This is a genomic window from Catellatospora coxensis (assembly GCF_016862635.1).
Lineage (GTDB): Bacteria > Actinomycetota > Actinomycetes > Mycobacteriales > Micromonosporaceae > Catellatospora > Catellatospora coxensis.
Window position 1 is genome coordinate 83,933 of the sequence record NZ_BONI01000022.1, and the last position, 26,952, is coordinate 110,884.

At 72.0% G+C, this 26,952-nt stretch carries 21 protein-coding genes; 12 read left to right on the forward strand and 9 right to left on the reverse strand.

All coding sequences use genetic code 11. The features are described 5' to 3' along the window. The first annotated feature begins 169 nt into the window (after nt 1-169). From Cco03nite_RS15260 to Cco03nite_RS15275, 4 genes are all read left to right on the forward strand, one after another. Complete coding sequence (locus tag Cco03nite_RS15260) at nt 170-961, forward strand: ACT domain-containing protein (RefSeq protein ID WP_203692736.1); 792 nt, start codon at nt 170-172, stop codon at nt 959-961. 168 nt (nt 962-1,129) lie between these two features. Then, nucleotides 1,130-2,179, forward strand: coding sequence for a GNAT family N-acetyltransferase (locus Cco03nite_RS15265; RefSeq protein WP_203692737.1), 1,050 nt, complete (start codon nt 1,130-1,132; stop codon nt 2,177-2,179). A gap of 132 nt (nt 2,180-2,311) precedes the next feature. Then, complete coding sequence (locus Cco03nite_RS15270; protein ID WP_239167388.1) at nt 2,312-3,724, forward strand: nitric oxide synthase oxygenase; 1,413 nt, start codon at nt 2,312-2,314, stop codon at nt 3,722-3,724. Between the two features lie 197 nt (nt 3,725-3,921). Next, nucleotides 3,922-4,860 (forward strand): polysaccharide deacetylase family protein, encoded by a 939-nt coding sequence (locus Cco03nite_RS15275; protein WP_275412040.1) that lies wholly within the window; start codon nt 3,922-3,924, stop codon nt 4,858-4,860. A 72-nt stretch (nt 4,861-4,932) separates the two neighbouring features. Here Cco03nite_RS15275 and bsaP read toward each other — a convergent pair whose 3' ends face one another. Beyond that, nucleotides 4,933-5,133 carry a biotin synthase auxiliary protein BsaP gene (bsaP, locus tag Cco03nite_RS15280; protein ID WP_203692739.1) on the reverse strand — a complete coding sequence of 67 codons (201 nt, stop codon included), beginning with the start codon at nt 5,131-5,133 and terminating at the stop codon, nt 4,933-4,935. Beyond that, nucleotides 5,130-6,137, reverse strand: a complete 1,008-nt coding sequence (bioB, locus tag Cco03nite_RS15285) for a biotin synthase BioB (protein ID WP_203692740.1) — start codon at nt 6,135-6,137, stop codon at nt 5,130-5,132. The genes bsaP and bioB overlap by 4 nt, the downstream gene beginning before the upstream one ends. Nucleotides 6,138-6,209: 72 nt before the next feature. Between bioB and Cco03nite_RS15290 the strand changes: the two genes are divergently transcribed. Together Cco03nite_RS15290 and bioD are read left to right on the forward strand one after the other, a co-directional pair. Next, nucleotides 6,210-7,346, forward strand: coding sequence for an 8-amino-7-oxononanoate synthase (locus Cco03nite_RS15290; RefSeq protein WP_203692741.1), 1,137 nt, complete (start codon nt 6,210-6,212; stop codon nt 7,344-7,346). A 17-nt stretch (nt 7,347-7,363) separates the two neighbouring features. After that, nucleotides 7,364-8,077: a dethiobiotin synthase gene (gene bioD, locus Cco03nite_RS15295; RefSeq protein WP_203692763.1), complete on the forward strand. Its 714-nt coding sequence runs from the start codon at nt 7,364-7,366 to the stop codon at nt 8,075-8,077. A gap of 38 nt (nt 8,078-8,115) precedes the next feature. Here bioD and Cco03nite_RS15300 read toward each other — a convergent pair whose 3' ends face one another. The 3 genes from Cco03nite_RS15300 to Cco03nite_RS15310 all read right to left on the reverse strand — a co-directional run bounded on the left by Cco03nite_RS15300 (nt 8,116) and on the right by Cco03nite_RS15310 (nt 12,152). Further along, on the reverse strand, nt 8,116-9,357 hold the full coding sequence (locus Cco03nite_RS15300) for a cytochrome P450 (protein ID WP_203692742.1): 1,242 nt from the start codon (nt 9,355-9,357) through the stop codon (nt 8,116-8,118). A gap of 33 nt (nt 9,358-9,390) precedes the next feature. Continuing rightward, a complete protein-coding gene (locus Cco03nite_RS15305) occupies nt 9,391-10,434 on the reverse strand; it encodes a zinc-dependent alcohol dehydrogenase family protein (RefSeq protein WP_203692743.1) in 1,044 nt (347 codons plus the stop codon). Nucleotides 10,435-10,634: 200 nt separating this feature from the next. Then, nucleotides 10,635-12,152 (reverse strand): beta-N-acetylhexosaminidase, encoded by a 1,518-nt coding sequence (locus Cco03nite_RS15310; protein ID WP_203692744.1) that lies wholly within the window; start codon nt 12,150-12,152, stop codon nt 10,635-10,637. A 275-nt stretch (nt 12,153-12,427) separates the two neighbouring features. On the opposite strand from Cco03nite_RS15310, the gene Cco03nite_RS15315 reads away from it, so the two are divergent. Both Cco03nite_RS15315 and Cco03nite_RS15320 read left to right on the forward strand, forming a co-directional pair. Then, on the forward strand, nt 12,428-15,313 hold the full coding sequence (locus tag Cco03nite_RS15315) for a polysaccharide lyase family 8 super-sandwich domain-containing protein (protein ID WP_203692745.1): 2,886 nt from the start codon (nt 12,428-12,430) through the stop codon (nt 15,311-15,313). A gap of 89 nt (nt 15,314-15,402) precedes the next feature. Next, complete coding sequence (locus tag Cco03nite_RS15320; RefSeq protein WP_203692746.1) at nt 15,403-16,437, forward strand: LacI family DNA-binding transcriptional regulator; 1,035 nt, start codon at nt 15,403-15,405, stop codon at nt 16,435-16,437. A gap of 77 nt (nt 16,438-16,514) precedes the next feature. Here Cco03nite_RS15320 and Cco03nite_RS15325 read toward each other — a convergent pair whose 3' ends face one another. The 3 genes from Cco03nite_RS15325 to Cco03nite_RS15335 all read right to left on the reverse strand — a co-directional run bounded on the left by Cco03nite_RS15325 (nt 16,515) and on the right by Cco03nite_RS15335 (nt 19,716). Next, nucleotides 16,515-17,435 carry a carbohydrate ABC transporter permease gene (locus Cco03nite_RS15325; protein WP_239167390.1) on the reverse strand — a complete coding sequence of 307 codons (921 nt, stop codon included), beginning with the start codon at nt 17,433-17,435 and terminating at the stop codon, nt 16,515-16,517. After that, nucleotides 17,432-18,337: a carbohydrate ABC transporter permease gene (locus Cco03nite_RS15330; RefSeq protein ID WP_203692747.1), complete on the reverse strand. Its 906-nt coding sequence runs from the start codon at nt 18,335-18,337 to the stop codon at nt 17,432-17,434. Before Cco03nite_RS15330 ends, Cco03nite_RS15325 begins: the two co-directional genes overlap by 4 nt. Nucleotides 18,338-18,411: 74 nt before the next feature. Further along, entirely contained in the window at nt 18,412-19,716 is a 1,305-nt protein-coding gene (locus Cco03nite_RS15335; protein WP_203692748.1) for an ABC transporter substrate-binding protein, read from the reverse strand. A gap of 274 nt (nt 19,717-19,990) precedes the next feature. Between Cco03nite_RS15335 and Cco03nite_RS15340 the strand changes: the two genes are divergently transcribed. Further along, nucleotides 19,991-20,995, forward strand: a complete 1,005-nt coding sequence (locus Cco03nite_RS15340; RefSeq protein ID WP_239167391.1) for a hydroxyacid dehydrogenase — start codon at nt 19,991-19,993, stop codon at nt 20,993-20,995. Between the two features lie 88 nt (nt 20,996-21,083). Here the strand turns inward: Cco03nite_RS15340 and Cco03nite_RS15345 are convergent, their stop codons facing one another. Continuing rightward, entirely contained in the window at nt 21,084-23,138 is a 2,055-nt protein-coding gene (locus Cco03nite_RS15345; protein ID WP_203692749.1) for a S9 family peptidase, read from the reverse strand. Between the two features lie 48 nt (nt 23,139-23,186). Between Cco03nite_RS15345 and Cco03nite_RS15350 the strand changes: the two genes are divergently transcribed. The 3 genes from Cco03nite_RS15350 to Cco03nite_RS15360 form a co-directional block, all read left to right on the forward strand. Beyond that, nucleotides 23,187-25,067, forward strand: coding sequence for an ABC transporter substrate-binding protein (locus Cco03nite_RS15350; RefSeq protein ID WP_203692750.1), 1,881 nt, complete (start codon nt 23,187-23,189; stop codon nt 25,065-25,067). Between the two features lie 7 nt (nt 25,068-25,074). After that, a complete protein-coding gene (locus Cco03nite_RS15355) occupies nt 25,075-26,076 on the forward strand; it encodes an ABC transporter permease (RefSeq protein ID WP_203692751.1) in 1,002 nt (333 codons plus the stop codon). Beyond that, nucleotides 26,073-26,952 (forward strand): ABC transporter permease (locus Cco03nite_RS15360; protein ID WP_203692752.1); only part of this gene is annotated, 880 nt, incomplete at its 3' end. The genes Cco03nite_RS15355 and Cco03nite_RS15360, both read left to right, overlap by 4 nt.

Genomic DNA, 26,952 nt, shown 5'->3' on the forward strand with positions numbered 1-26,952 from the left:
GGTGGCGGCAATGGCGGCGCTGAACCGGTGTAGACGGCGCTGACCTGCGGGTGTGCGGTGGAGATTGTCTCCCGCGGATACGGCGCTGCAATGCGTACGAAACGGTAATAGGGCAAGGTCGGGCAGAGTTCCGGCACCAGCCCGCGTGCCGTCGTGGAGAGGAGCCGCCATGCTGCTGAGGGTCAGAGTCGCCCTGCCCGATCGTCCCGGATCGCTGGGGCAGGTGGCCCGGACTCTGGGCGTGGCCGGCGCGGACATCGTCCAGGTCGTGGTGCTCGAACGGCTCGGTGGCCGGGCGATTGACGACTTCACCGTGGTGTGGCCCGGCGGAGCCGGAGTGGAGCGGCTGCGCGCGGGGCTGAGCGCGATGCCCGGCGTGCGGGTGGACGGGATCTGGCGGGCGATCGGCGCGCCCGTCGCCGGGGCCTTCGACGCTGAGTTGCTCACGCAGGTCGCGTCGAACCCGAACGAGGGCCTCGCCACGCTGGTGGACACGGTGCCGGCGCTGCTGGCGGCGGACTGGGCGCTGGCGCTGCGGGTGCCCGCCGACTGGGCCGCCCGCGGATCCGTGGGCATCGACGTGCGCCACGGGGCCGACGACATGGCCGTGCTGGGCGCGATGCGCAAGCGCCCGGAGCCCCCGGTGGTGTACGCGAGCTGGCGCGCACCGGAGCAGCTCCAGCTGCCCGAGGTCACGCCGTTGCGGGCGCGCGCGGTCACCGGCGCCGACGGCACCCGGTACGCGCTCGCGCCGTTCGGGCGGGCGGGGCTGGTGCTGGTGGTGGCGCGTTCGGCGGACGCCGAACTGCCGGTGGCGGCGTTCCACGCGACCGAGGTCGACCGGGTGGCGCAGCTGGTGCGGGCCGCCGCGGCGATCGTCGGCGACCGGCTCGACGCGGTCAAGACACCCGCCCAGCGGGCGGCTGAGCTCGCCTCGGGGGAGCCCGCGTCGGCGGTCTGAGCTGCGCGAGCGTGCGTGCCGTGTGACCTCGGGCATAGCAAGATCTTGACAAGGTCGCGTAACCGCCGCGAAACACGCCAGGCGCACGCTGAGTCCTGTCGGTGGCCGCCCCCATCATGGAGGAGCGTCCACCGGCAGGCAGCACTGCCGCAAGAATCGGAGCAGGTCATGGCGTTGTGGCGAGTGAGGGCGACCGTCGACGATCGTCCCGGGTTCCTGGCGGTGCTCACGGCGAGCCTCGCCCTGCGATCGGTCAACATCCTCGCGGTGCAGGTGCACACCACCGAGGCCGGAGCCGTCGACGACTTCCTGGTCGACGCGCCCGACGCGCTCTCCGAGGACGAGCTGGTCGCCGCCATCGAACGCGGCCGCGGCCGTGACGCCTGGGTCAGCCGCACCGACGTGTACGGCCTGATCGACCCGCCCACGCAGGCGCTGAGCCTGGCCGCCCGGCTGGCGGCCGACCCCGACGGCCTGCACGGCGCGCTGTCCGGCCTGCTCGGGGGCAGTCTGGTGCGCCGGGAGCAGGGCGGCGCGACCGTCACCGGGCACGCCGACACCACGATGCGGCTGGCGGACCCGTTCACCGACAACGGCGTGCTGGTGGTGACCCGGCTCGCCCCGGCCTTCACCCCGGCCGAGTTCGCCCGCGCGCAGGCGCTGGTCGAGGTCGCCCGGGCGGCGCTGACCCGGCGGCTGGCCAGCGCGGTCGCGCTGCTGCCCGACGGCACCGAGGTCGCGTTCCGCCCGGCCGGTTCGGCGGACGTGTCGGCCGTCGACGACATGCACACCCGCTGCGGCGACCGCAGCCTGTTCATGCGCTACCTGGCCGGGACGCGCGGCCCGAGCCGCGGCCGGTTGTCGCGGCTGCTGACCCCGGCCCGCGGCTGCACCCTGGTCGCGGAGACGACCGTCGCGGGCACCGCGGGCAGCCGCGTCGTGGCGGTGGCCAACCTGATCGGCGAGGGGGAGACCGCCGAGGTGGCGCTGCTGGTGGAGGACGGCTGGCAGCGGCGGGGCATCGGCACGGCGCTGCTGCGGCGGCTGCTGACGCTGGCGGGCCCGGCCGGCTTCCGTTCGGTCACCCTGCACACGCACTGCGACAACGACGCGATGCTGCGCACCATGAAGCGGCTGCCGCAGCCGGCCCGGACGGACCGCGACGGCACCCTCATCAGCGCCACCATCGCGGTGTCGGAGCTGCGCGCACCCGTGTGACCAGGGGAGTGACGCGGCTCCACCGTTGGTAGGCGGTCGCACACATTGTGCGATGGCCATGGTGACGGCCGGTCAACCATTTCACTCATGACGTCCTCTCACATACCGCCGGCGGGATACCGTGACGCTCCGTTGACCGACTGGGACCCGGATCGGCCGGTCGACTTCGCCGAGGCTGAGGAGTTCCTGCGCGCCTGCTACGCCGAGCTGCCCAAGCTCGGCCCGGTGGAGCCGCGGCTGGCCGTGGTGCGCGAGCAGATCGCCGCGCTGGGGACGTACACCCACACCCACGCCGAGCTGGTGCACGGAGCCCGGATGGCGTGGCGCAACGCCAGCCGGTGCATCGGCCGGGTGTACTGGCGCAGCCTGACCGTGCTCGATCGGCGGCAGCACCGCGCCCCCGACCAGATCTTCGACGACCTCGTCAGTCACCTGCACACGGCGACGGGCGAGGGGCACAACCGCGGCAAGCTGCGCGGGGTCATCTCGATCTTCGGGCAGGCGGTGCCGGGCCGCCCGGTCACCCGGCTCTGGAACGACCAGCTCATCCGGTACGCCGGCTACCGCACCGACGACGGCATGACCGGCGACCCGCAGTACGAGCAGTTCACCTCGGCGGTCACCCGGCTCGGCTGGACCGGCAAGGGCAGCGCGTTCGACCTGCTGCCGCTGGTGCTGCAGACCGGCGACGGCGAGCCCCGGCTCTACGAGCTGCCCGAGTCGGCGGTCATGGAGGTGCCGCTGGCCCACCCGGAGTACAGCTGGTTCGCCGAGCTCGGCCTGCGCTGGCACGCGGTGCCCGCGATCGCCAACATGCGGCTGTCCATCGGCGGGGTGGACTACCCGCTCGCGCCGTTCTCCGGCTGGTACATGGGCACCGAGATCGGCGCCCGCAACCTCGCCGACGAGCACCGCTACCACCAGATCCCGGTGGTCGCGGCGCGGCTGGGCCTGGACACCAGCAGCGAGTCCACGCTGTGGCGGGACCGGGCCCTGGTCGAGCTGAACCGCGCCGTGCTGTGGTCCTTCGAGCGCGCCGGGGTCCGCGTCACCGACCACCACAGCGAGTCGCGCCTGTTTCTGACCCACGTCGAGCGCGAGCGCCGGGCGGGCCGGGACACCCCGACGGACTGGACCTGGATCGTGCCGCCCCTCTCGGGCGGGCTGACCCCGGTGTTCCACCGCTACTACACCGAGGCCGACCAGCGGCCCAACTTCTACCTCGACCGGTCCGCGCGGCAGCTGTCGCTGACCGGGCTGCCGCAGGTGACCGTGCCGGCCCAGCGCACCTCGCCGGAGCGCCGCACCGCCACCGACCCGGCGGCCGCGGTCTGCCCGATCACCGGCCAGACCGGACCCAGGACGCGCCTGGAACCGGAGCCGCTGCCCGCCGACCAGGACTTCGCTCCGGACGACGACCCGCTCGCGGCGGACGCGGCCGATCCGGAGGCGACCGTAGCCATCCCGGCCGGACCCGCGTCCGCGCCGATCACCGCCGAGCCGGTGCCCGCACGCAAGCGAGGACTCCGCCGCCTCCTCGGCTGAACTGCCTCCTGAACTGCTGTTTCTCACGGCGGGCGTGATGAACCTCGCTGGCGGGACGGGCGCGGATCGGCTACCGCACGTGCCGGTGGCCTCCCGGCGCACGATGTCCGGATATCGATCTTGAGGAAGGCTGCATTCGGGGCGGGGATTGGACTATCGTCGGGGCACGCTGAACCCCCGCCCCCTCAGGAGTTCGCATGCAACGACGCATCGCGGTCGCCGCTGTGCTCGTCACGATGGCGCTCGCGGCCTGCGGCTCCCCCTCGGAACCCTCGGCCAACGGCACCATCCCGGTCCCGACGCCCGCCCCCGCGGTGACGCCGACGGCGGCGCCGACGCCGACCTTCGCGGAACCGAGCAGCTCACCGACGCCGACGCCGGTCCAGCCGACCGCGAGCCCCGCCAAGCCGAAGCCGCCGTCGGGCAAGCCGATCAGCTGCACCGGCAAGGTCACCCAGACCAAGCCCGCGGCCAGCGGCACCGGACCCGGCGGCTCGCTGGTGAAGACCGGCACGCCCGCGGTCGCGCTGACCTTTGACGACGGGCCGGACCCGATCAACACCCCCAAGATCCTCGACGCGCTGCAGCAGTGCGGGGTGAAGGCCACCTTCTGCGTCGTCGGGTTCCGGGCCCGGGACAACCCGGGGCTGATCGCCCGGATCGCGGCCGAGGGCCACACCCTGTGCAACCACTCCTGGCAGCACCTGTTCGACCTGGCCAAGCGGGATGACGCGTACATCCGCAAGGACCTGGAGAACACCAACAAGATGATCCTGCGGGCGGCCCCGCCCGGCGCCCGGGTCGCCTACTTCCGCGCCCCCGGCGGCAACTTCACCACCAAACTGGTGAAGATCGCGTCCGACCTGGGCATGAAGTCGATCTACTGGCACGTGGACCCCCGGGACTGGGAGAGCGCCAAGTTCGGCAAGGGCACGGCGATGGTGAACCACATCATCGCGGCGGTGGAGCGCGACGTGCGGCCCGGCTCGATCGTGCTGTCGCACGACAACGGCAAACCCGACACCATCGTCGCGTACCGGACGCTGCTGCCCTGGCTGAAGGCCCGGTTCACGCTCATCGCGCTGCCGGACACCCCGACCCCGCCGTCCCCGGCGCCGGCGACGCCCCTGCCCTGACCCGCGCACGGACCTCCTACGACGACGTCCCGCCCGGAACCCGGGGCGGGACGTCGTTCGTCGTGCAGGTGCTCAGTGGCCGGTCAGCGTGCCGTGCTCGACGCAGGTCGCGGTCCAGCCGGCGGGCACGACCTGCACCTTCATCCGGCGGCGGCAGTGCGCGCAGAAGCGCGGCGGCTCCAGCTCCCGGGCCGCCCGGCAGCCGTCGTGCGCGGCGCCGCCGCCGGGTTCACCGCAGCGGTCGCAGTACGTCGTCTCCACGGCCGGCCTCACAGCGTCGCGGACAGCGCCTTGACCGGCATCTTGAGCTCGGCCAGCAGCTCAAGGTCCGAGGTCGCGGGCCGGCCCAGGGTGGTCAGGTAGTTGCCGACGATCACCGCGTTGATGCCGCCCAGCAGGCCCTCGCGGGTGCCCAGGTCGCCCAGGGTGATCTCGCGGCCGCCCGCGTACCGCAGGATGGTGCGCGGCAGCGCCAGCCGGAACGCGGCGATGGCCCGCAGCGCGTCCTTGGGGTCCATCACCGGCTGGTCGCCCAGCGGGGTGCCCGGCCGCGGGTTGAGGAAGTTCAGCGGGACCTCGTCCGGCTCCAGCTCGGCGAGCTGCGCCGCGAACTCGGCGCGCTGCTCCAGGGTCTCGCCGAGGCCGATGATGCCGCCGCAGCACACCTCCATGCCGGAGTCGCGCACCATCTTCAGGGTGCTCCAGCGCTCCTCCCACGAGTGCGTGGTGACCACGTTCGGGAAGTACGACCGGCAGGTCTCCAGGTTGTGGTTGTAGCGGTGCACGCCCATGTCCACCAGGTCGTCGACCTGCTCCTGGCTCAGCATGCCCAGGCTCGCCGCCACGTTGATGTCGACGGCCTCCTTGATCGCCTTCACGCCGTCGCGCATCTGCTGCATGAGCTTGGCGTCCGGGCCGCGTACGGCGGCGACGATGCAGAACTCGCTCGCGCCGGTGGCCGCGGTCTGCTCGGCGGCCTTGACCAGCGACGGGATGTCCAGCCACACCGAGCGCACCGGCGAGGAGAACAGCCCGGACTGGGAGCAGAAGTGGCAGTCCTCGGGGCAGCCGCCGGTCTTCAGCGACACGATGCCCTCGACCTCGACCTCAGGGCCGCACCAGCGCATCCGGACCTCGTGGGCCAGCTGGAGCGCGGCGGGGATGTCCTCGTCGGGCAGCCGGAGCACCTCGAGGATGTCGGCCTGATCGAGGCCTTGTCCCTCGGCGAGGACACGGGTGCGGGCGCGGTCGAGTACCGATACTGAGCTGGTCGACATGGGCGTACCCTACAACGCGGCCTGTTCGGGTCGGCCAAAGGCCGAGTGACTGAGACATGGATGGGTTGAATCATGGGCGACTGGCTGGCGACGCTACGGCGCAAGGCCGACCTGCGCGAACGCGCCGGGTTGCGCCGCGAGCTGCGTCCGCGCGCCGGTGACGACGCGCTCGTGGACCTCGCCGGCAACGACTACCTCGGGCTGGCCCGCCACCCGCGGGTGCGGGCCGCGGCGGCGGACGCGCTGGACGCGTACGGCCTCGGCGCGACCGGCTCCCGCCTGGTGCGCGGCAGCACCGACGCGCACACCGGGCTGGAGGCCGCGCTCGCCTCGTGGCTGGAGGCCGAGCAGGCGCTGGTCTACTCCAGCGGCTATCTGGCCAACCTGGGCGCGATCCGGGCCCTGTGCGGGCCGAACACGCTGCTGGTCGCCGACGCCCACAACCACGCCTCGCTGATCGACGGCTGCCGGCTGGCCGGCGCGGAGACCGCGGTGTTCGCCCACGGCGACCCGGCCGACGCGGCCCGGCTGCTCGCGGCGCACCCCGGCCGGCCCGCGGTGGTGCTCACCGAGTCGGTGTTCTCCGTCGACGGAGATCTCGCCCCGCTGGCCGAGCTGCACGCGACCGCCCGCGCGCACGGGGCGTTGCTGCTGGTCGACGACGCGCACGGGCTCGGCGTGGTCGGCCCGGCCGGGGCCGGCGGCGTGGTCGCGGCCGGGATCGCCGGGCAGCCCGACGTGATCGTCACCGCGACCCTGTCCAAGGCGCTCGGTGGCGCGGGCGGCGTGGTCGCCGGGTCCGCGGCGCTGATCCGGCACCTGGTCGACACCGGCCGCACCTTCATCTTCGACACCGCGCTGCCGCCCGCGATCGCCGCCGGGGTGGCCGCGGCGCTGGACCTGGCCCGCGACGGCGAGCCGCTGCGGGCGGTGCTGCACGAGCGCGCGGCCGCGATCCGGGACACGTTCCGGGCGGCCGGGCTCGCGGTCACCGATCCGGCCGGCGGCGTGGTGTCGGTCGGGGCGCCGTCGGCCGAGCAGGCCTGGGCCTGGGCCGGGGCGTGCCGCGACAAGGGCGTGGCGGTAGGGTGCTTCCGCCCACCGTCCACCCCGGACAGCCGGTCCCGGCTGCGGTTGACGGTCAACGCAGGCGTGCTCGCGGACGACTTCGCGCGGGCTTTGGAGATCATCATGGAGGTGCGGCCGTGACGGCGCTGACGGGGATCGTGCTGGTCACGGGCACGGACACCGGGGTCGGCAAGACCATCACCACGGCCGCGATCGCGGCTGCGGCAACCGCCTCGGGGGTACGCACCGCGGTGGTCAAACCGGCCCAGACCGGCATCGACCCCTCCTACGGCGAGGTGCCCGACATGGCGGTCGTGGCCCGGCTGGCCGCCCCCGCCACCACGGTCACCCTCGCCGAGTACCCCGACCCGCTTGCGCCGACCGCCGCCGCCCGGGTCGCCGGCCTGCCGCCGCTGGACATGTTCACGATCATCGACCAGGTCAAGGGCATCGCGGCCGAGCACGAGCTGACCCTGGTCGAGGGTGCGGGCGGGCTGCTGGTGCCGATGGGCCTGCACCCCGGCGGCGCGACCTGGTCGCTGGCCGACGTCGCGGTGGCACTGTCCGCGCCCGCGGTCGTGGTAGCCCGGGCCGGCCTCGGCACCCTCAACCACACCGCGCTGACCCTGGAGGCGATGGCCCGCCGCAACATCGCCGGCCGCGTCGTCATCGGCTCCTGGCCCAGCCGCCCCGAACTGGTCCACTTCGCCAACCTGTCCGACCTGCCCGAAGACCTCGACGGCCTGCTCCCCGAGGGCGCCGGCAACATCGAACCGGGCGTCTTCCGCCGCAGCGCCCCCGGCTGGCTCAGCCCCGCCCTGTACGGCGACTGCGACGACCCCCGCACCCTCACCGACCTCGACGAAGACTGACCCGCCGCCCGCCCGGCGGCGCCCGCATGGCGCAACTCTTAACGAGTTGCGGCTACCCGGGCAGTCCATGGCGCCAAGTCTTTAAGAGTTGCGCCAGGTGGGGGGCAGGGGCGGTGGATGGTGAAGGTGTCGGGCATGCGGAAGCTGAGGTTGTCGGGGCACCAGGGGGCGCGGAGGACCTCGGCGTCGCGGAGCAGGGGGGCGGTTTCGGCGACGACGACGGCGGCTTCCATGCGGGACAGTTGGGCGCCGACGCAGCGGTGCGCGCCCGCGCCGAAGGCCAGGTGGCGGCGGGAGCCGCGCTGGCCGGGTACGAAATCGTGCGGGTTCTCGGCGGCCGCGAGCCCGGCGCGGGCGAGCCAGAGCACGATGCTCGCGCCTCGGCGCACCGGGAAGCCGTCGAGCTCGGTGTCCCGGGCCGCCACCCGCCGCCAGGTCGGGATCGGTGGCACGAGCCGCAGGCCCTCCTCGACGACGTCGTCCACCTCGACGGTGCCCCGGGCCAGCCCGTCCAGCACCGCGGACTCTCCGGTCAGCCGGTGCAGCAGCAGCGTGAGGAACTGCGACGTGGTCTCCTGACCGGCCACGAGCAGGAAGAACAGCGCCCCGACCGGGGTGTCCTTCGGCAGGCCCGCGGCGGCGGTATGGGCACGCAGCTCACCGACCATGCCGCCGGCCGTGGCCGCGAAGTCGCGCAGCACCGTGTGGAACCGGCCGACGGTCTCGGCCAGGACGAGCTGCCGGGGCGCGTCCAGCGGTGCCCAGAACAGCTCCAGCGCGGCCCGGGAGAACTCCTTGACCACGGCCGCCTCGGCCTCGGGCAGCTCGACGAGTTTCGCCAGCACCAGCAGGGGCAGGTCGGCGGCGAGGTCGGCGTACAGGTCGACGGCCTCCCCGGCGCGCAGCCGTGCGGCCAGGACCGCGACCCGGCGGCGGACCACGCCGGTCAGCCAGGGCCGCAGCGCCTCGACCCGGTCCGGGTGCAGGGCCCGCGCGGTGATCTCGCGGATCGCCGGATGGGAGGCGCCGCCGTTGTTGGCCAGCGTGGCGGGCAGCTTGAAGCCGTACGAGGCGAGCAGGCGCAGCGCGCTTACCGGCATCGGGCTGACCGCGTCGAGGGCGTTGTCGGGCCGGAAGGTGTCCGGGTCGGCCAGCACCCGTTTGACGAGCCGGTGCTCGCTGACGACGACGTGGGGGACCCCGACGGGGTCGGTCACCTCGACGGTCGCTCCGGACCGCCCGTCGTTGTCGAAAGGCTGGTCCCAGGTACGGAACAGCACTCGGACACCGTACAAGGCGAAGTGAGGCAGCGTTCAGGCAAGGGCTTGCGGGGTGATGACGGTGATACCCGTCGGGGGAGCGTCGCCCATCGCGGTCAGCGCGGCGGGCACCGCGTCGAGCCCGATGGTGCGGGTGACCAGCGCGTCGGGGCGCAGCCGCTCGGACACCACGAGGTCGAGCATCGGCGGGTAGTCGGCGGCGGCCATACCGTGGCTGCCCAGGATCTCCAGCTCCCAGCCGATGACCCGGCCCATCGGCAGCTCGGGCGCGCCGTGCGGGAGCAGCCCGACCTGCACGTGGCGGCCGCTGCGGCGCAGGCTCAGGATGGCCGCGTCGCAGGTCGCCGGGCTGCCCAGGGCGTCGAGGGTGAGGTGTGCCCCGCCGCCGGTCAGCTCGCGCACCGCCGCGACCGGGTCGGTCTCCCGGCTGTTCACGCAGGCCACAGCCCCGTGCTCGCGGGCCAGGTCGAGCGCGCCGGGGGAGACGTCGACGGCGACGACCCGCGCGCCGTACGCGGCGGCGATCATCACGGCCGACAGCCCCACGCCGCCGCAGCCGTACACGGCGACCCACTGCCCGGCGGCGACCCGCCCCTGCGCCACGACCGCGCGGTACGCGGTGGCGAACCGGCAGCCCAGCGCGGCCGCGGCGGCGTACGACAGCTGCTCGGGCAGGCCGACCAGGTTGAGGTCGGCGTGGTCGATCGCGACGTACTCGGCGAACGAGCCGCGGTGGGTGAACCCGGGCTGGGTCTGGTGCTCGCAGACCTGCGGCGCGCCCCGGCGGCACGGCTCGCAGCCGCCGCAGCCGCAGACGAACGGCACGGTCACCCGGTCGCCGACCCGCCAGCCGGTGACGTCCGCGCCGACGGCGTGCACGGTCCCGGCCAGCTCGTGGCCCGGCACGTGCGGGAACGCGGCGATGTCGGGGTCGTGGCCCATCCAGCCGTGCCAGTCGCTGCGGCACAGCCCGGTCGCCTCGACCTTGATCACGCAGCCGTGCGGCGGCGCGACCGGTTCGGGCAGCTCACGTACGTCGGGCTGCTGTCCGAAACCGTCGTAGGCCACCGCGCGCACAGGTTCCCCTCCCACCGGGCCGCGGCCGGTGCTCCGGCCACGGTGCCCAGCACACTACGTCGCGTCCCGGGCGACGGGTAGGTCCCGAGGGTGCGTCGCGACAGCGGCGGGCACGGCGACCGGGCACCGCCCTTCGACATGCCTCGCCTGCGGGCACCTCGCGCACCGGTGGACCGTGTCCGCGCCGCCGGTGCCGTCCGCTATTCGCCCGCCGAGTAGGGCTCCGGGCGGCGGTACGCGACGCCGAGCGCGTCGAAGCGGCGCAGCATCACGTCGAGCCGCTGCCGGAAGTCGCCCAGCTCGGTCCGGGTGCCCCAGCCGGCTTCAGCGACCGCGGACAAACGCGGCAGCAGGTTGTACGCGGCCCGCCCGACCGTCGGCAGGTACTCGCCCCACAGGTTGCCCTGCACGCCGAGCACCCGGTTGTCCCCGGCCGGCTCGCCGGGTTCGGGCTGGTAGGCGTACACCTTCTCCAGCGGCAGCAGCCCGCCGATGCTCACCGGCTCGCCGGGCGCGTCGGACTCGTAGTAGTCGAGGTAGACGTGCTCGCACGGGGTGGCGACGACGTCATGCCCGGCCCGCAGCGCCTCGATGACCTTGTCCTGGTGCCGCCACGCCATGACCACGGCCTCGGCGGGCGCGCCCCGGCCGACCAGCTCGTCCCAGACCACGACCCGGCGGCCGTGCTCGCGGAGGTGCGCGGACAGTTCGGAGATCCACCAGCCGAGCAGGTCCTCCGGATCGGTCAGCCCGAGCTCCTTCATGCGCGCCTGCGCGCCCGGGTTCGCCGACCACTCCGCGGGCGGCACCTCGTCGCCGCCGAGGTGGATCAGCGGGGACGGGAACACGTCGACCAGCTCGTCGAGCACGTCCTTCATGACGCGTACGGTGGCGTCGTCGCAGTTGAGCACCGTGTCGTAGATGCCCCAGCGGGTGCCGGTGGCCAGCTGCGTCCCGGGGTTGTTGCCCAGCTCGGGGTAGGCGGCGATGGCGGCGGTGGTGTGCCCCGGCAGGTCGATCTCGGGCACGATCGTCACCCCGCGCCGGGCCGCGTACGCGACCAGCTCGCGCAGCTCGTCCTGGGTGTAGTGGCCGCCGTGCGGGGTGCGGTCGGCCTGCTTGATGTTCTCGTGGCCGATCGGCGACTCGTGCCGCCACGCGCCGACCTCGGTCAGCCGCGGGTGGCTCCTCACCTCGAACCGCCAGCCCTGGTCCTCGGTCAGGTGCAGGTGCAGCGTGTTCATGCGGTGCAGGGCGAGCAGGTCGACCACGGTACGCAGCCACGACACCGGCTGGTACCAGCGGCCGACGTCGATCATGATGCCGCGCCACGGGTAGCGGGGCCGGTCCTCGATCTCGATGTACGGCAGGGTCCAGTCGATCCCGGTGACCGGCGTGGCGGCGTACGCCTGCGGGGGCAGCAGCTGGCGTAGCGCCTGCACGGCCCAGCGCAGCCCGGTGAGCGTGCCCGCGACGGCCCGCGCGCCCGTGCCGTCGACGGTGAGCCGGTAGCCCTCCTCGCCGAGGCCGGTCGTGTCGTCCAGGGCGAAGGCCAGCTCGGCGTCCTCGCCGCCGTCGGCCAGCGGCAGGCCGGTGGCCGGGCCGAGCAGTTCCCGGAGCAGGGCGGCGATCTCGGCCGGGGCGCTGACCGCGGTCTGCGGGGTGAGCGTCAGCCGTCCCTCGGCCGGTGCGTACGAGACGGGTTGCGGGATCAGCACGGCGGCTCCTCCGGACGGCGGCGCGGTCACTGCCTTAGAAAACGATTTCTGGAACAACCCTTCGACCGTAGTACAGCTTCTTAACAGTAGTCAAGATCCACAACGGACAGGTCGCCGCTGTCGGGCAATGGTCAGCGATGGTTTGCCCGGCAGTGGTGGATAACGTTTTCCGACTTCTCTTGTGTGGCCGAGAGTGCATGCCCTATCTTCTGCGTCATCAATCGGGGAAACGGTTACGTAGGTCCGCTGTAGTACTGACGTAAAGAGGATGGCCCATGCACCTGTCCCGCCGTCACCTGCTCCAGGCCGGCAGCGCCTCCGCCCTCGGCGCGCTGACCCTGCCCCTGCTCCCGGCCGGCCCGGTGTACGCCGCGGACGAGTTCGACACCCTGCGGCTGCGGTATCGCGACAGCATCACCGGCACCGGGTTCAACCCGGCCGTCGAGCCCTACGCCTCACGCCTGGCCGTGATCGGCGAGCTGGCGACCCAGCGCCGGGCCACGATGACCCCGGGAGGCGCGGCGCTGTGGCCGGACCTGCCGCTCGACGTGTCCTCGTCGGTCACCGGCAGCTACTCCCGCCTGCGCGCCATGGCCCTGGCCTGGGCACAGCCGGGCACCGGGCTCACCGGCGACGCGACCTTGCTCGGCGAGGTCATCAACGGGCTCGACTACCTGCACACCAAGGTCTTCAAGCCGTCGACCGCCTGGTTCGGCAACTGGTGGGACTGGAACATCGGCACGCCGCAGACGCTGCTGGACATCATGGCGCTGGTCTACGACCATCTGACCGCGACCCGGATCACCGACTGGCTGGCCGCCGTCGACACCTTCACCCCGGCGGTGGCGCCGCTGCTCAACGGCGGGGCGAGCACCGGCGCGAACCGCTCCGACGTGTGCCTCGTGGTGGTGCGGCGCGGCATCCTCGGCAAGAACGCCGCGAAGATCGCCGCCGGGCGGGACGGCCTCTCCCCGATCTTCGGGTACGTGCGCACCGGCGACGGCTACTACGAGGACGGCTCCTTCATCCAGCACAGCGTGGTGCCGTACCAGGGCACCTACGGCGCGGCGCTGCTGTCCGGGCTGGCGGGCCTGTTCGGGCTGCTGGCCGGCTCGACCTGGGCGGTGAGCGACCCGAACCGGCAGCTCGCGTTCGACGCGATGACCCGCTCCTGGGCCCCGTTCCTCTACAACGGGCTGGTCATGGACTGCGTCAGCGGGCGGGGCGTCAGCCGCGGCCTGTCCGTGCAGGACCCGCTCGGCATCCAGGGCGACGACCACGTGCGCGGCCACGGCATCGTCGCGAGCTTCGTGCGGATGGCCGACGCCGCGTCCCCGGCCGAGGCGGCCCTGTGGCGGGGCATGGTCAAGGGCTGGATCCAGCGCGAGTACTGGGGCAACCTCGCCGACGACCAGACGCTGGGCGTGCCCACGCTGGCCGCCTGCCTGGCGATCCGCGACAGCGCCGCGGTCGCCGCGGTGGCCGAGCCGGTGAACCACCGCCTGCTCGCCGCCCAGGACCAGGCTGTGCACCGCCGCGCGGGCTGGGCCGCCTCGATCGCCATGTGCTCCCAGCGCACCACCTACTACGAGACCGGCAACGGCGAGCACCTCAAGGGCTGGCACACCAACAACGGCATGCTGTCGTACTGGGGCTCGACCTGGGGCAACGGGCAGTACTCGGACGCGTTCTGGCCGACCGTCGACCCGTACCGGCTGCCCGGCACGACGGTGTCGAAGAAGGCCCTCGCCGACGGCGCGGGCGGCACGTGGGGCGCGCCCGACCCCGGCACCACCTGGGTCGGCGGCGCGACCGACGGCGTCTTCGCCGCGCTCGGCCAGGACACCCGCGGGCTGGAGTCCACGCTGCAGGCCAGGAAGTCCTGGTTCTGCCTCGACGACGGCATCGTCTGCCTCGGCGCGGGCATCAGCAGCTCCGACGGCGTCGCGGTCGAGACGATCGTGGACAACCGCAACCTCGGCGGCGGCACCGGCAGCCAGCAGCTGCACATCAACGGGACCGCGCAGCTCGCGTCGCCCGGCGCGGCCACCTTCACCGGCGTGAACTGGGCGCACAACTCCTTCGCCGGGATCGTCTTCCCCGGCGGCGCGACGGTCAAGGCGCTGCGCGAGTCCCGCTCCGGCAGCTGGTCGCAGATCAACACCGGCGGCACCACCGAGGTGCTGACCCGCAAGTACCTCACGCTGTACGTCGACCACGGCGTCAACCCGGCGGCCGCTTCGTACGCCTACCACCTGCTGCCGGGCGCGGACACCACGACGACCGCGAACCGGGCCGCCACCCCGACCGTGACCGTGCTCGCGAACACCTCGACCGTGCAGGCGATCGCCGACAGCGCGACGGGCGTGACGGCCGCGAACTTCTTCGCCGCGGGCACGGCCGGGCCGATCACCGTCAGCGCCCCCTGCTCCGTGCTGCTGCGCGAGTCCGGCGGGCAGCTCAAGGTGAGCGTCGCCGACCCCACCCGCACCGCCACCACGGTCACCGTCACCATCGCCCGCAGCGGTTACGGCACCGCCTCCGGCGACGGGCGGATCAGCGTCACCGGCCTCAACCCGATCAAGCTGGTCGTCGAGGTCGGCGGCGCGCTCGGCGGCTCGCGGACCATCACCTTCGGCACCGGCGCGACCGTCACCGGCGGGCAGCACCTGAGCCTGCCGCCCACCGCCGACGCGCACGTCCGCGACGGCGGCTACGCGACCACCAACTACAACGGCACCACGCTGGAAGTGAAGAACGACGGCGTCGGGTACGCCCGCAAGGCCTTCCTCAAGTTCGACCTCACCACGCTGCCCGCCGCGCCGAAGCGGGCCGTGCTCTGGGTCAGCGGCTACACCGCCGACTCCGTCGGCACCCACACCGGCATCAGCGCGTACGCCGTCGCCGCCGACGGCTGGACCGAGAGCGGGGTCACCTGGAACACCGCGCCCGCGCTGGGCGCACACCTGTCCACGTCCCCGCTGTGCCAGGTCGCCGACTGGATCCCGCTGGACGTCACCTCGTTCGTGCAGGCGCAGTACGCGGGCGACAAGACCGCGACCGTCGGGCTGTGGCAGGCGGCGACCGGCCGCGCGACGGTGCTCAACAGCCGGACGAACGCCACCCGGCCCGCTTTCCTGCAGGTGGTCACCGGCCCGTGACCCGGCGTGGACAGAAGGGATGAGGACGCGTAGGGTAAACGCTTTCTAGAATCGTTTCCCCTGCTCGTCCTCATCCTTCTGGGGTTCCTATGAACAAGCGGCCCACCATTCGCGACGTCGCGGCGATGGCCGGGGTGTCGGTGGCGACCGTGTCCCGGGTGCTCTCCGGCGACTACCCCGTCGCCAACGCCACCCGCACCAAGGTCCAGCGCGCCGTCCGGGAGCTGGACTACGTCGTCAACGCCCACGCGCGGGCGCTGTCCGGTGCCACCTCCAACGTGGTCGCCCTGGTCATGTACGACGTGGTGACCCCGTTCTTCGCGTTCATCGCCTCGGGGGTGGAATACCAGGCCACCGAGTCCGACCGGCTCTGCCTGGTGTGCACCACGCACGGCGACCCGGACCGCGAGCTGGAGATCGTCAAACTGATGCGCGAGCAGCACGCCGACGCGGTCATCCTGGTCGGCGGCGTGAACATGACCGACGACTACCGCGAGCGCATGTACCGCTACGCCAAGGGCCTGGAGGACGCGGGCAGCCGCCTGGTGCTCTGCGGCCGCCCGTCGCTCGGCCCGGACTTCCCGGCCATCACCGTCGAGTACGACAACGCCGGCGGCGCCTTCTCGGCCACCAGCCACCTGCTCTCCTCCGGCCACCGCCGCATCGCCATGCTGGGCGGCCCGATCGGCAACACCACCTTCGACGCCCGCCTCGACGGCTACCGCCGCGCCCTGGAGGCGTTCCGGGTCCCCGTCGACCCGGCGCTGATCACCCACGGCGACATGAGCCAGGACTCCGGCTTCCGCCAGGTCCAGCGCCTGCTGGCCGACGGCGTCGAGTTCACCGCCGTCTTCGCCGCCAACGACTTCGTCGCCGCGGGTGCGATGCGGGCGCTACGCGCGGCGGGCAAGTCGGTCCCGGACGACGTCTCCGTCATCGGCTACGACGACACCCCGTTCGCCCCCGAACTCACCCCGGCCCTGACCAGCGTCCACCTCCCGCACGAGGAACTCGGCCGCACCGCCGTCAAGCTCGCCCTGCAGCGCGGCGAAGGCTCCGCCCGCCAGCACGTCATGCTCGGCACCCACATCGCCATGCGCGACTCCGTCCGCCCCCTCATCTGAGGAGCAAGGAAGGGCACCTTCACAACGCTCCGCGTTGTAGAAGGTGCCCTTCTTAACTCTTCAGGGGCTGTGAGCTCCTACTTCACCGCCCCGGCCGTGAGGCCGGCCTTCCAGTAGCGCTGGAGGCTGAAGAACGCCACGATCAGCGGCAGGATCGCGACCAGCGAACCCGTCATCAGCAGCGGGTAGTACAGGTCCTGGTCGGTGTTGATCAGCTGACGCCACATGAACAGGCCCAGCCCCACCGGGTACAGCTGGTGGTCGGACAGCATCAGCAGCGGCATGAAGAAGGCGTTCCAGCCGCCGGTGAAGCCGAACAGGAACAGCGTCGCGAACGCCGGGCGCAGCAGCGGGAACGCGATCTGCCAGAACGTGCGCAGCTCGCCCGCGCCGTCGACCCGGGTGGCCTCCAGCAGCTCGTCCGGCACGTACGCCGAGCTGAACACCCGGCCCAGGTAGACCCCGAACGGGCTGGCCAGGCCGGGCAGGAACACGCCCCAGAAGCTGTTGGTCAGCCCCAGGTCCGAGGCCATCAGGTACAGCGGCACCGTGGTCACCGCCGCGGGCACCAGCACACCGAGCAGCACCAGCCCGAACCAGCGCTCCTTGCCCGGGAACCGGAACTTGTCGAAGGCGTACCCGGCCAGGACCGAGATCAGCGAGCTGGCCAGCGCGCCGACCCCGGCGTACAGGAAGCTGTTGAGCAGCCAGCGCAGGAACAGCCCGTCGCCGAACGTGAACAGCTCGACCAGGTTCTCCCACAGCCGCACCCGGGCGAACTCGAACCCGCCGGTGGAGTACAGGTCGGCGTAGCCCTTCGTCGCGGCGATGACCAGCCAGGTCAGCGGCAGGACGGTCCACAGCATGGCGGCGACCAGCACACCGTTGACGACGCCCTTCGACAGCAGCGGCGAGGCCGGGCGGGTGCGCCGGGGCGGGGCGGCCCGGCCGGCGGCGGCCGCGGGCTCGGGCCGGGTCAGGGTCTGCGCGGTGCTCACAGCGCCGCCCCCTTCTTCGAGAACCGGGTGACCAGGAACGACGCCACGGCCAGCACCACGGTCAGGATCAGCGAGGCCGCGGCCGCGCCGCCCATGTCGTACGCCTTGGTCAGCTGGTAGATGTACAGGCTCGGGGTCCACGCCTGGTCGATCGTGGTGGCCGCGTCGCGCACGATGAACGGCTCGGTGAACAGCTGCATCGCGCCGATCACGGTGAACAGGACCGCCAGCACCACCGCGCCGCGGATCATCGGGGCCTTCACCGACCACGCGATGCGGATCTGCCCCGCGCCGTCGACGGTGGACGCCTCGATGACCTCCCGCGGCACGGCCTGTAGCGCGGCGAAGAAGATGATGACGTTGTAGCCGGTGTGCATCCAGATGGTCAGGTTCGCCACCGCGCCGACGGCCCCGGCGTCCGAGCCGAGGTTGAACGGGACGCCGACCTTCGCCAGCGCGTCGATGATCGGGGACAGGCCCGGGGTGTAGAGGTAGGTCCAGATCATCGCGGCGATCAGGCCGGGCACGATGTTCGGCAGGTACAGCGCGAGCTGGAAGAAGCGCTTGGCGCGGGCGTACACCGAGTCCAGCAGCAGGGCCAGCAGGAGCGCGATGCCGATCATGATGGGGATGTAGACCAGGCAGTACACGCCGACCGTCGCGAAGCTGCCGAGGAAGCGGCCGTCGGTCAGCGCCCTGGTGAAGTTGTCCAGGCCGACGAAGACCTGCTCGGGCTCCCCGCCGAGGCCGAGGCCCGAGGTCTGCTCGCGGTGCAGGCTCAGCCAGGCGCCGTACCCGATCGGCGCGAGCGTGAAGGCGAAGAACAGCAGGAAGAACGGGGCGGTGAAGAGCGCGGCGACGCCGTACTGGCGGCGGGCCAGGCCGGAGCGGGTGGGGGGCATGGGCGCACCTCTTTTCAGCAGCGAGGGAGGGCGGGCGGCGCTGCCCCGAAACAGCGCCGCCCGCCCCGTGGTCGTCAGGACGCGTTGATGCCGCGGCCCTTCAGGTCCTCGATCGTCTTGGTCTGCACCGGCGCGTACACCGCCGGGAGCTGCTGCTTGCCCGTCTGCACGAGCTTGAACTGCTCGCCGATGCCGTCGAACACGCCGCGCATGCCCGGACCCCACACCCAGCCGGTCTTGATGGTCGGCAGGGCCGCCTTGGCGACGGCGTAGATGTCCTGGCCGCCGAAGAACTTCGTGTCGAAGTTCTTCGCCGCCACGTCGGCCAGCTCGGGGATGGCGGGCAGCGTCGAGCTGGCGCCGCTGGCCAGGCGGGCCTGGATGCCCTCCGGGGTGGTGGTCATCCAGGTGATGAACGTGAGCGCGGCGTCCTTCTTCTTGCTGGTCTTGCTCACACCGAACGAGGAGCCGCCGACCATGGCCGACGCCGGGTTCGCGTCCCACGAGGGCAGCGGGGCCGAGGCCCACTTGCCGGCCTGGTCCGGCAGGCCGGCCTTGAGGCCGCCCGCGGCCCACGCGCCGCCGAGCTGGGTCCACACCTGGTTCGCGGCCTTGCGCTTCTGCACTTCCTCCGCCGGTACGTTCGTCACCAGGTCCTTGGTGATCAGGTCCTGCCAGTAGCCGGCGACCTTCTGCGACTCGGGGGAGTCCAGGGTGACCTTCCAGGAGTCGCCCTCGATGCCGAACCACTTCGCGCCGGCCTGCCAGTTCAGCGACACGAAGTTCGCCGAGTCGGTCTGGTTCCAGTCGGTGATGCGCGACTTCGGGTCGGCCTTCTTCACGGCCTCGGCCGCGGTCTTGAACTCGTCCCAGGTCTTCGGCACCGCGATCTTGTGCTGCTCGAACAGGTCCTTGCGGTAGAACATGACCATCGCGCCCGCGTCCAGCGGCACGGTCCAGGTCTTGCCCCCGAGCGTCACCAGCTCCTGGATCGGGGCCGGGTACTTCGACTTCACCAGGTCGGTGATGTCGCCGGAGACGTCGGCCAGGTTCCCCTGCGCCAGCATGTCGGGCAGCATCGCGTACTCAACCGTGGCCACGTCCGGCGCGTTGCCCGCCTTGACCGCGTTGGTGAGCTTGCCGTAGCCCTCGGCGCCGCCCGGGATCTGCTCGAACTTGACCTGCACGTCGGTGTGGGTCTTGTTGAACGCGTCGGTGACCTCCTGCGAGGCGCGCAGCCAGGACCAGAAGGTGATCTCGGTGACGGCGGGCTTGTCGGCGGGTGTGTCGGCGCCCTTGCTGCAACCGGTCGCCACCAGAGCCACGGAAACCATGGCACCGGCGAGCGCCGCGGCTGCCTTCGTCGATCGGGTCTTCATGACCGCTCCTTTGCGGGGGGAATCGGATCGTAGCGGAAAGTTTTCGCAGTTCAGAGCCCCGGCCCTGGGGCCCGGACGGGATGCCGGGAGAGTGGTTCAGATCACCGTGCCCGGCGGAGACAGAAACTAAACCGTTTTCTAACACGGCGTCAAGCTGCTGACTCCATCTCGTTGCATTCCGCGCTCGATACGGGTGTTGACCACGCAAACGGATGCGGCTACGGTCCTGAATCCGTACAGCAAACGTTTACTGACGATCGCCTTGGGAGATGCCGTGAGCCACCCGGACCGCCCTGCCGGGCTCATCGTGATGTCGCCGCCCGCGGCGGACGCGGTGTTCCCTGAGGAACTGCTGACCCGGCTCGGTGGATCGTTACGCCTGCTCGCGCCAGGTGCGGTGGGCGACTTCGCGGCCGCCGCCGGGGTGCTGTCCGAGGTGGAGGTCCTGCTGACCGGGTGGGGCTGCCCGCCGCTCGACGAGCCCGTGCTCGACGCGATGCCCCGGCTGCGCGCGGTCGTGCACGCCGCGGGCTCGGTGAAGCTGCACGTCGGCCCGGAGGTGTTCGCCCGCGGCATCGCGGTGTCCTCGGCCGCCGACGCCAACGCCGAGCCGGTCGTGGACTTCACGCTGGCCGTGCTGCTGCTCGCGGGCAAGCGCGCCTTCGCCTTCGCCCGCCGGTACGCCGAGGGCCGCCAGCCGACGTTCGCCGTCAACGAGCGCGCGGGCAACGACGGCCGGGTCGTCGGGGTGGTCGGCGCGTCCCGCATCGGCCGGCGCGTCATCGTGCGGCTGCGCGCGGCCGGGTTTCGGGTGCTGGTCAGCGATCCGTACCTGGACCCGCTGGACGCCGCCGCGCTGGGCGCGGAACCGGTCGGGCTCGACGAGCTGTGCCGGCGCAGCGACGTGCTCACCCTGCACGCGCCGGAGCTGCCGGAGACGGTACACATGATCGACGAGCGGCGGCTGGCCATGCTGCCCGACGGCGCCATCGTGATCAACACAGCGCGCGGGGCGCTCATCGACACCGACGCGCTGACTCGCGCGTGCGCCGACGGCCGCATCGACGCGCTGCTCGACGTCACCGACCCCGAACCGCTGCCCGCCGGGCACCCGCTGTTCGCCCTGCCCAACGTCTGGATCACCCCGCACCTCGCCGGGGTCCAGGGCACCGAGGCCCGCCGCCTGGGCGCGTACGCCGTCACCGACGTGGAGCACCTCCTCGCCGGCCGCCCGATGCCCGGCGAGATCCACGCCGCCCAACTCGCCGTCCTCGCCTGACGACGCCGCCCACCTCCTGCCGCAACTCTTAAAGACTTGCGGCCTCAGGGGCGATGGGAGGCCGCAAGGCCTTCAGAGTTGCGCCAGGTCAGGGGTGGAGGTGGGACAGGAGGAAGGCGGTTATCTCGGCTTCGTAGTGGGCGTGGGCGTAGCGGCCGGCGGGGCCGGTGTGGGCGCCGGAGCCGAGTTCGGCGCGGAGGTAGAGGGGGCCGTCGCCGGGGCGGGCGGTGGCGCGCAGGCGGGCGATCCACTTGGCGGGTTCGTGGACCATGACCCGGGGGTCGTGCAGGGCGCCGGTGGCCAGCAGCGCCGGGCGGGGGCCGGACGGCAGGTGGTTGTACGGGGAGTACGCCCACATCCAGGCGAACTCGTCGGGCCTGCGGGGGTCGCCCCACTCGTCCCACTCGTTGACCGTCAGCGGGATGTCGGGGTCGAGCATGGTCGTGACGACGTCCACGAACGGGACCTCCGCGACGACGGCCGCCCAGCGTCCGGGCCGCTGCGTGTAGACCGCGCCCTGGAGCAGCCCCCCGGCCGACAGCCCGCGGGTGGCCAGGCGCGACCCGTCGGCGATGCCGTCGGCCAGCCAGTCGGCGACGGCGAGGTGGTCGGTGAAGGTGTTGGCCTTCGCGGCGAGCCGGCCGCCGAGCCACCAGCCGCGGCCGTTCTCGCCGCCGCCGCGCGGGTGGGTCAGCGCGTACACCACACCCCGGTCCAGCAGGCTCGGCAGCACCGGATCGAACTCGGGGTCCAGCACGGACTCGTAGGCGCCGTACCCGTAGAGCAGGGCGGGGGCGGTGCCGTCGAGCGGGGTGTCCGCGTGCCAGGCCAGCGTCACCGGCACTCCGATGCCGTCCGGGGCGGTCGCGTGCCGCCGCGCGGTCCGGTACGCCGCCGGGTCGTATCCCGGGACCTCGCGGCGTTTGCGCAGCTCGCGTACGCCGGTGCGCAGGTCGGTGGTGAACCAGGACGGCGGTTCGATCAGAGATTCGACGACGACCGTGACAGCGGTGTCGTCGTACTCCACCGGAGCGGCCAGGCGGACGTGTCCCGCGTCGATGCCCGCGCCGATCTCGACCTCCGCGCCGGTCGTCCGGTCCACGGCGCGCAGCAGCGGGAAGCCGTCGCGGCGCAGCTCGACCAGCCAGTGCCCGCGCAGCGCGTGGCAGGCGGTGACGCGCTCACCCGGCCGCGGCGCGAGCAGTTCGGTCCAGTGCTCGGGGCCGGGCGTCTCCACCGGCGCGGACATCACCCGGAACTCGGGCGCGCCGTCGTCGGTGACGATGACCAGCCGCCCGTCGGCGTGGTCGACGGTGTAGTCGACGCCCTTGCGCCGCGGCGCGACGAGTAGCGGCTCAGCGTCCGGGGCGTCGGCGGGGATCAGCCGCCACTCGGCGGTGTCCCGGCTACGCGCCTCGATCATGATCCAGCACAGGTCTCGGGTGGCGTGCACGGTGAGCTCGAAGCGGGCGTCGTCCTCCTGCAGGACCAGCACGTCGGCCTCGGCGGGGGTGCCGATGACGTGCTGCCAGACCTGGTGGGGGCGGAACAGCTCGTCGTGCACGGTGTAGAAGAACGTGCCCGAGTCGGCGCTCCACGCCCCGGTGTAGTACGTACGCGGCAGCTCCTCCGAAAGGTCAGTCAACGTCGCCGTATGGCGGAACTTCAATCGATAGACCTCATCGCCGGTGGTATCCACTGAGTACGCCAGGAGCGTGTTGTCGGGGCTCAGCTCGCGCAATCCGATCTCGGCGAACCCGTCGGGACCGGCCAGCCGGGCCCCGTCGAGCAGCACCCGGTCCGGTTCCCCGTCATGTCCGGCTTGTAAGAACTGCTCGTACTCACTTCCCGCGACGGTCCGGGTGTAGTAGAAACGTGAACCACGTCTCCAACTGACTGAGCTATCAGTCGGAAGAAGGCGTCGCTCCACCTCGTGAAAGACCTCGGTCTGGAGGCCCTCCAGCCGGCTGGCGGCGGCATCGTAGTACCCGCGCTCGGCGCGCAGGTAGGCGAGAAACCGCGGGTCGGAGTGGTCGCGCATCCACCCGTAATCGTCGGTCCACCGGCGGCCGTGCAGCTCCCGCTCGCACGGCTCGCGCGGGGCGGCCGGCGGGACGTCGATGTTGTCGAGATCGTGCGGCATGAACGGGCACCCTACCCGCCACGCCCCCGGGCACCAAGGAGTAAACCGATGAGCAGCACCTCTCCTGCTCCCAGATCCTGGTTGACCAATCAGTCAGCGCAACGCGTGCGGGCGCGGGTGGCGATCGCGGTGGCCGCCGCCGTCGTCGCGCTCAGTGCGCTCGCGACGCCCGCCGCCGCGGACGGGACGCCGACGCCCGGGACGGAGCGCAGCAAGACCAGCTTCGTCATCGGCATGAAGCAGGACATCGACTCGCTCAACCCGTACGTCGGTGTCGTGTCGGCGGCGTACGAGTCCTACCGGCTCATGTACGACTACCTGATCGGCAACAGCGCAAAGGACTTCTCCCCGACGCCGGAGCTGGCCGAGAGCTGGGAGACCTCGGCCGACGGCAAGACCTGGACCTACCACCTGCGCAAGGGCGTCAAGTTCTCCGACGGCATCGAGCTGACCTCGAAGGACGTGGCGTACAGCTTCCAGCGGGCCAAGGACGACGAGACCGCCAACAGCCAGTACGGCAGCTACGTCGACAACATCTCGAAGATCACCGCGCCGGACGCGTACACCGTGGTCATGGAGACGGCGCAGCCGTCGCCGATCATGCTGAGCCTGGCCGTGCCGATCCTGCCCGAGCACGTCTGGTCGAAGATCGACGCGACCGCGGTGGCCAACTACGCCAACGACAGCAACCCGGTCGGGTCCGGACCGTTCCGCCTGGCCGAGGCCAAGAAGGGCCAGTTCTACCGGTTCACCGCCAACAAGGACTACTACCTGGGCGCGGCGAAGATCGACGAGCTGGTGCTGCGGATCTTCACCGACGACGAGGCGCTCTCGCAGGCCGTGCAGAACGGTGAGATCGACATGGCGCAGGACCTGCCCGCGGCCGTGTTCGAGCCGCTGGTGGGCAAGCCCGGCATCACCGTCAACGACGCCAGGTACTACGGCTTCAGCGAGCTCGCCTACAACATCGGCGCGGCCACCACCGACGGCAAGCCGATCGGCGACGGCCACCCGGCGCTGAAGGACAAGCAGGTCCGGCTCGCCATCGACCACGCCATCGACCGCAAGACGCTGGTCGACAAGGTGATCCGCAATCACGGCACCGCCGCCACCGGCGTCATCCCGCCGATCTACGCCGACCTGCACTGGAACCCCGGTGCCAACGAGCGCGCGTTCGACCTGGCCAAGGCCAACGCGATCCTCGACGCGGCCGGCTACGCCAAGGGCGCCGACGGCATCCGGGCCAAGGACGGCAAGGCGCTGAACTTCCGCATGTTCGCCCGCAGCGAGTCGGAGTCGTCGCAGAAGGACGCCGAGTACATCCGGGACTGGCTCAAGGAGATCGGCATCGCGGTCACCGTGTCGGTGATGAGCGAGGACAACCTGACCGCCGTACTCGGCAAGGGTGAGTTCGACCTGTTCCACTGGGGCTGGGTCGTCGAGCCGGACCCCGACTTCCAGCTGTCGGTGATGACCTGCGGTCAGCGCTCGACCGAGGAGGACGGCGAGATCTCGGCCGGCTGGTCGGACAGCTTCTACTGCGACGCCGACTACGACGCGCTCTACGCCAAGCAGCAGACCATCATCGACCGCGCCGCGCGGGCCGAGGTCGTCAAGCAGGCGCAGGCCAAGCTGTACGACGACGTCGCCTACTCGATGCTCTACTACTACAACCAGGCCGACGTGTACCGCAACGACCGGTTCACCGGGTTCGTCGCCCAGCCCAGCGACGGCGGCATCCTGGCGCTGCAGTACGGCACCTACTCGTACCGCAACATCGAGCCGGTGACCGAGAAGGCCGCGACCGACGACGGCGGGCTGCCGACCGCCGTGATCGTGTCGATCGTGGTCGGCGTCGTCGTGCTCATCGCCGTCGCGGTCATCGTGGTCGTGCTGCGCCGCCGGTCGACCGCGGACGACCGGGAGTGACCCGCTGATGGGCAACGCCAACGGGGGCGGCGCACCGCGCCGCCCCCGTCCCCTCTCCCTCTCGCTGGTGCTGCGGCGCTGCGCCGCGGCGCTGGCCACGCTCGTCTTCGTGGTGCTGGCCAACTTCTTCCTGTTCCGGATCCTGCCCGGCAACCCCGAGAAGACCTTCGCCCCGCGCGGGCGCAACGCCGACCCCGAGACGCTCCGGCAACTGCGCGAGACGCTGGGTATCAACGATCCGCTGAACGTGCAGTTCGGCAAGTACCTGCAGCAGCTCGCCCACCTCGATCTCGGCTGGTCCTGGAGCAAGAAGGAGCCGGTGCTCGACCTGATCCTCCGCGGGCTGTGGCCGACCGTGCTGCTGTCGGGCACCGCGCTGGTGCTGGCCAGTGGCATCGGCGTCTGGCTGGGTTCCCGGGCGGGCTGGCGCTACGGCAGCCGCTTCGACCGCTGGTCGTCCAACCTCGCGGTCACCTTCTACAGCACCCCCGAGTGGCTGCTCGGCCTCGTCGTGCTGGTGGTGCTCAGCCGCTTCGGGCTCGGCGCGGGCGGCATGACCGATCCGCGCTCCGACCTGCCGGTATGGCTGGACGTGCTGCGGCACATGCTGGTGCCGGTCCTGGTGCTCGCCGTCGTCTACGTCGCCGAGTACTCGCTGATCATGCGATCCTCGATCCTCGACGAGCGGCGGGCGGACTACCTGACCACCGCACGGGCCAAGGGCCTGCGTGACGACCTGGTGCTACGCCGGCACGCGATGCCCAACGCGCTGCTGCCGACCGTGTCGCTGCTGTTCCTGAGCCTCGGCTTCGTCGTCGCGGGCGCGATCACGGTGGAGATGGTGTTCTCGTGGCCCGGCCTGGGCCGGCTCACCTACGAGGCGACCCGCGGCCCCGATGTCCCGCTGCTGCAGGGACTGTTCCTGTTCTTCAGCGCTGCGGTGATCTTCATGAACCTGCTGGCCGACCTGCTGATGCCGGTGCTCGACCCGAGAGTGAGGCAGCCGTGAGCGCGGGTTCCCTGGCACGCCGGTCCGGCCGGAGCGGGTGGCGCAGGCTGCTGCGCGACGGCGAGTTCCGGTCCGGCGCGATCGTGCTGGTCCTGTTCGGCCTGGTCGCGATCTTCGCGGACCTGCTGGCCGACCCGGACGGGCTCAGCGTCGTCAAGGCGACCGGCGGGGCCCTGGAGCCGCCGTCCTGGCAGTACCTGCTGGGCACCGACGCCGACGGCCGCTCCGTGCTCACCCTGGTCGTGCACGGCACCCAGATCACGCTGCTGGTCGGCCTGGCCGCCACGCTGATCTCGATGGTGCTCGGCACCGTCGTCGGCGTCATGTCCGGGCACTTCACCGGCGTCGGCGGCGGCCTGCTGAACAGGTTCACCGAGTGGTTCCTGGTGATCCCGTACCTGCCGCTGGCGATCGTGCTGGCCACGGTGTTCCCACCGCAGGTGCCCAAACTGCTCGCGGTGATCATCGTGATCGGCGTGACGTCCTGGTCGAGCACCGCCCGGCTGGTGCGGGCGCAGACCATGGCCGTGGAGGCGCGGCCCTACCTGGAGCGGGCGCGGGCGCTCGGCGGCGGGCACTGGCACCAGATGTCGCGCCACGTGCTGCCCAACGTCATGCCGCTGGTGCTCGCCAACACCACGCTGACCGTGTCCATCGCGATCATCGCGGAGACCTCGCTGTCGTTCCTCGGGCTCGGCGATCCGCTGCGCATCTCGTGGGGGCGCGTCCTCGACATGGCGTACAGCGGCGGTGTGATCAGCCAGGGGGCGTGGTGGTGGGTGCTCGGCCCCGGCGTCGCGGTGGTGCTGGTGGTGCGGGCCTTCAACATGTGCGGACGGGCGCTGGAGCGCGTCCTCGACCCGAGGCTGGGGGACC

Coding starts and splice junctions, on each gene's coding strand:
- Cco03nite_RS15260 (WP_203692736.1), top strand. CDS start 170: ATGCTGCTGAGGGTCAGAGTCGCCCTGCCCGATCGTCCCGGATCGCTG.
- Cco03nite_RS15265 (WP_203692737.1), top strand. CDS start 1,130: ATGGCGTTGTGGCGAGTGAGGGCGACCGTCGACGATCGTCCCGGGTTC.
- Cco03nite_RS15275 (WP_275412040.1), top strand. CDS start 3,922: ATGCAACGACGCATCGCGGTCGCCGCTGTGCTCGTCACGATGGCGCTC.
- bioB (WP_203692740.1), bottom strand. CDS start 6,137: ATGTCGACCAGCTCAGTATCGGTACTCGACCGCGCCCGCACCCGTGTC.
- Cco03nite_RS15290 (WP_203692741.1), top strand. CDS start 6,210: ATGGGCGACTGGCTGGCGACGCTACGGCGCAAGGCCGACCTGCGCGAA.
- Cco03nite_RS15315 (WP_203692745.1), top strand. CDS start 12,428: ATGCACCTGTCCCGCCGTCACCTGCTCCAGGCCGGCAGCGCCTCCGCC.
- Cco03nite_RS15320 (WP_203692746.1), top strand. CDS start 15,403: ATGAACAAGCGGCCCACCATTCGCGACGTCGCGGCGATGGCCGGGGTG.
- Cco03nite_RS15330 (WP_203692747.1), bottom strand. CDS start 18,337: ATGCCCCCCACCCGCTCCGGCCTGGCCCGCCGCCAGTACGGCGTCGCC.
- Cco03nite_RS15335 (WP_203692748.1), bottom strand. CDS start 19,716: ATGAAGACCCGATCGACGAAGGCAGCCGCGGCGCTCGCCGGTGCCATG.
- Cco03nite_RS15345 (WP_203692749.1), bottom strand. CDS start 23,138: ATGCCGCACGATCTCGACAACATCGACGTCCCGCCGGCCGCCCCGCGC.
- Cco03nite_RS15350 (WP_203692750.1), top strand. CDS start 23,187: ATGAGCAGCACCTCTCCTGCTCCCAGATCCTGGTTGACCAATCAGTCA.
- Cco03nite_RS15355 (WP_203692751.1), top strand. CDS start 25,075: ATGGGCAACGCCAACGGGGGCGGCGCACCGCGCCGCCCCCGTCCCCTC.